At 72.7% G+C, this 2,979-nt stretch carries 4 protein-coding genes; 2 read left to right on the forward strand and 2 right to left on the reverse strand.

Annotated elements, in window-relative coordinates; translation table 11 throughout:
- Nucleotides 1-369 precede the first annotated feature (369 nt).
- A complete protein-coding gene (locus tag AB0J52_RS34410; protein ID WP_500187074.1) occupies nucleotides 370-702 on the forward strand; it encodes a PadR family transcriptional regulator in 333 nt (110 codons plus the stop codon).
- Nucleotides 699-1,592 (forward strand): hypothetical protein, encoded by an 894-nt coding sequence (locus AB0J52_RS34415; RefSeq protein ID WP_500187075.1) that lies wholly within the window; start codon nucleotides 699-701, stop codon nucleotides 1,590-1,592. The genes AB0J52_RS34410 and AB0J52_RS34415 overlap by 4 nt, the downstream gene beginning before the upstream one ends.
- 78 nt (nucleotides 1,593-1,670) lie before the next feature.
- Here the strand turns inward: AB0J52_RS34415 and AB0J52_RS34420 are convergent, their stop codons facing one another.
- Nucleotides 1,671-1,964: a GNAT family N-acetyltransferase gene (locus tag AB0J52_RS34420; RefSeq protein WP_500187076.1), complete on the reverse strand. Its 294-nt coding sequence runs from the start codon at nucleotides 1,962-1,964 to the stop codon at nucleotides 1,671-1,673.
- A gap of 48 nt (nucleotides 1,965-2,012) precedes the next feature.
- Nucleotides 2,013-2,979: alpha-isopropylmalate synthase regulatory domain-containing protein (locus tag AB0J52_RS34425; protein WP_500187077.1), on the reverse strand; the 967-nt coding region annotated here is incomplete at its 5' end.

Below are 2,979 nucleotides of genomic sequence, written 5' to 3' on the forward strand. Positions count from 1 at the left end.
GGTCGCCGTCGCGTTCGAAGGTCTCACCGAGGCCGAGGGCGACGCCCGCGAACGCCTCGTCCTCGCCGGTCCGGGCGGACTCGGGACGCCAGGTGCGGACGGGCATGGGTTCTCCGGCTCGGCTCTGAGGGACGCGCGCGCGCCGGGGGACGTCCCACGGCGCGCGATCTCGGATCACTCATGGTGGCCGCCGCGCGCCGCCCCCGCCACCGGTTTGCGCATGTTCGACGGCATTTCTGGCGTCCCCGCGACCACCGAGTGTCGTCGCCGCAGGTCAGCGCCGCGCCGTCCGGTACGGTCCGGCCCGGCAGGAGGCCGACCTGGGGCTGGAGGTTGTGCATAGGTAGATTATCGACATATGTTGATCATATGAGCGAACGGGCGATGCAGGAACCGACGTTCCTGATCCTGACCGCGCTGGCCGCCGGGCCGCAGCACGGCTACGGGATCATCACGGACGCCGCGGAGATCTCGCAGGGCCGGGTGCGGCTGCGCACCGGGACGCTGTACGCGGCCCTGGACCGGCTGCGCGGCGAGGGAATGATCGAGGTGGACCGCGAGGAGGTCGTGGACACCCGGATGCGCCGCTACTACCGGATCACCGCCGCCGGCGCGGACGCGCTCGCGGCCGAGGTCCGGCGCATGCGGCACGGGGCCGAGACCGCCGCGCACCGGCTCGGCACGGCGGGAGGCATGGCGTGAACCGGAAGTGGAACCGGCGGCTGCTGCACGCCTACCCGCGGCAGCACCGCGCCGAGTACGGCGAGGAGATGCTGGACGTGCTCGCCGAGTGCGGCGGCGGCCCGCGGGAGTCCCTCGACCTGGTCGTCAGCGGTCTGAGGATGCGGCTGGGCGGGCTCGGCGCCCGCTGGACGACTCCCGAGTGGCGGGACGCGCTGGCCGTGGCCAGCCTGGTGGCGCCGCTGCTGATGACGATCTCGACGGTGTGGTTCGTCGACTCGACCGTCCGGAGCCTCACCGGCGAGTCCACGACGGGCCCCGGGTACTGGTCGGGTTTCGCGGGGCTGGTGCCCGTCTGGACCTCCGGGGCCGTCATCGCGGCCGCCGCCTGGTGGGGCGGGATCTTCGGACGGCGGTTCGCGGCGGCGGCCGTCCTGGCGCTCTGCGTCTACATGTTCACCGGCCACACGCCGCTCACGCTGTCCATGTACGGGACGATGGCGCTCAGCCTGGTGGTGCCCGTCGTGGCGCTGGCCGGGCTGGCGTTCTCCGACGGTCCGCGGCGCGGCGCGCAGGTGCTCGGACGGCGCATCACCGTTCCCATGGTCACGGTCGCGGGGCTGACGTTCGCGGCCCAGGGGCTGGTCGGGCTCCAGTACCCCCTCGGCCTGCACCTGCTCTCGGGTGAGACGCCGTACTACGAGTACGCGTGGGTGATCATGCTGGGCTTCCTGCTGCTGAACGGCCTTCGCACCGCGTCCGGACGGCGCTTCGGCGCGCTGCTCGTCGCGCCGCTGATGAACCTCGGGCACCTGGTGGCGGTGCCCTGGCCCCGGGCGGCGGAGGTCGCGGTCGCGTTCCTCCTGGTCCTGGCCCTGGGAATGCGTTCCCGGCCGCGCCCGGCCGCCTGACCCCGGAGCGGACGCGGTTCTCCGCCCGACCGGCCCGCGAGAGCAGGACGCCGGGTCGGGCGGCAGGCGGCAGGCGGGTCAGGCGGGCCGGACGACGAGGTCCTGATAGTCGGGGTGCTTGTCGATCCAGCCCTTGATGAACGGGCACAGCGGGACGACGCCCCGGTCGCCGGCGCGGACGTCGTCGAGCGCGCCCCGGGCGAGGGCGCTCCCGATCCCCTGGCCCTCGAACTCCGGCAGGACCTCGGTGTGCGTGAAGACGACCGTCCGGCCGTCCTGGCGCAGGTGGTACTCGGCGAACCCGGCCAGGGTCCCGTCCACCGTGATCTCGAAGCGGTTCCGCTCGTGGTCGTCCTTGACGAGTTTGGTCATGTCCGATCAATTCCCCGGGGCCCGCGAAGATTCCCCACCTGCGGCCGCTCAGTTGACGGGTTCGTGACCGGCGTGCAGGAGGCAGTAGGTGACGGCCTCCTCCAGGGCCTGCCAGGACGCGGCGATGACGTTGTCCTCGACGCCGACGGTGCCCCACTCGCGCTCGCCGTCGCTGGACTCGATGAGCACGCGGGTGCGGGCGTCGGTGCCGTGCGTCCCCTCCAGGATGCGGACCTTGTAGTCGGTCAGCTCCATGCGGGCGAGCTCGGGGTAGAGGCGGCCGAGCGCGAGGCGCAGCGCGTTGTCGAGGGCGTTGACCGGGCCGTTGCCCTCGCCGGTCGCGATGATGCGCTCGCCCTTGGCGTGCAGCTTCACGGTGGCCTCGGAGATCATGGAGCCGTCCGGGCGGCGCTCCACGATCGTCCGCCAGGACTCGACGTCGAAGTGCCGGGGGCGGACGCCGGTGAGCTCCTCGCGCAGCAGCAGTTCGAAGGACGCGTCGGCCGCCTCGAAGGTGTAGCCGGTGGACTCCAGGTCCTTGACCCGCGCGACGACCGCCCCGGCGCGCTCGCCGGACAGGTCGTAGCCCAGCTCGCGGCCCTTCAGCTCGACCGAGGCGCGTCCGGCCATGCTGGAGACGAGCATCCGCATGTCGTTGCCGACGGCGGCGGGGTCGATGTGCTGGTAGAGGTCCGGGTCCACCTTGATCGCGGACGCGTGCAGCCCGGCCTTGTGCGCGAACGCCGACAGCCCGACGTACGGCTGCTGCGAGGACGGCGCGACGTTGGTGACCTCGGAGACGGCGTGCGCGGTGCGGGTCATGAGGGCGAGCTGCTCGTCCGAGACCAGCCGCATCCCGCGCTTGAGCTGGAGGTTGCCGACCAGCGTGAACAGGTTGGCGTTGCCGCTGCGCTCGCCGAGACCAGCGCGGACGACTCGCCGGTGTCGCCGGAGTAGGCGAGGACGCGGCCGCCCGCCTCGATCCGGAAGGCGTAGGCCTCGACCGGGTGCGGGG

Origin of the sequence: Spirillospora sp. NPDC049652 (assembly GCF_040675125.1) — a bacterium.
Classification (GTDB): Bacteria; Actinomycetota; Actinomycetes; order Streptosporangiales; family Streptosporangiaceae; genus Spirillospora.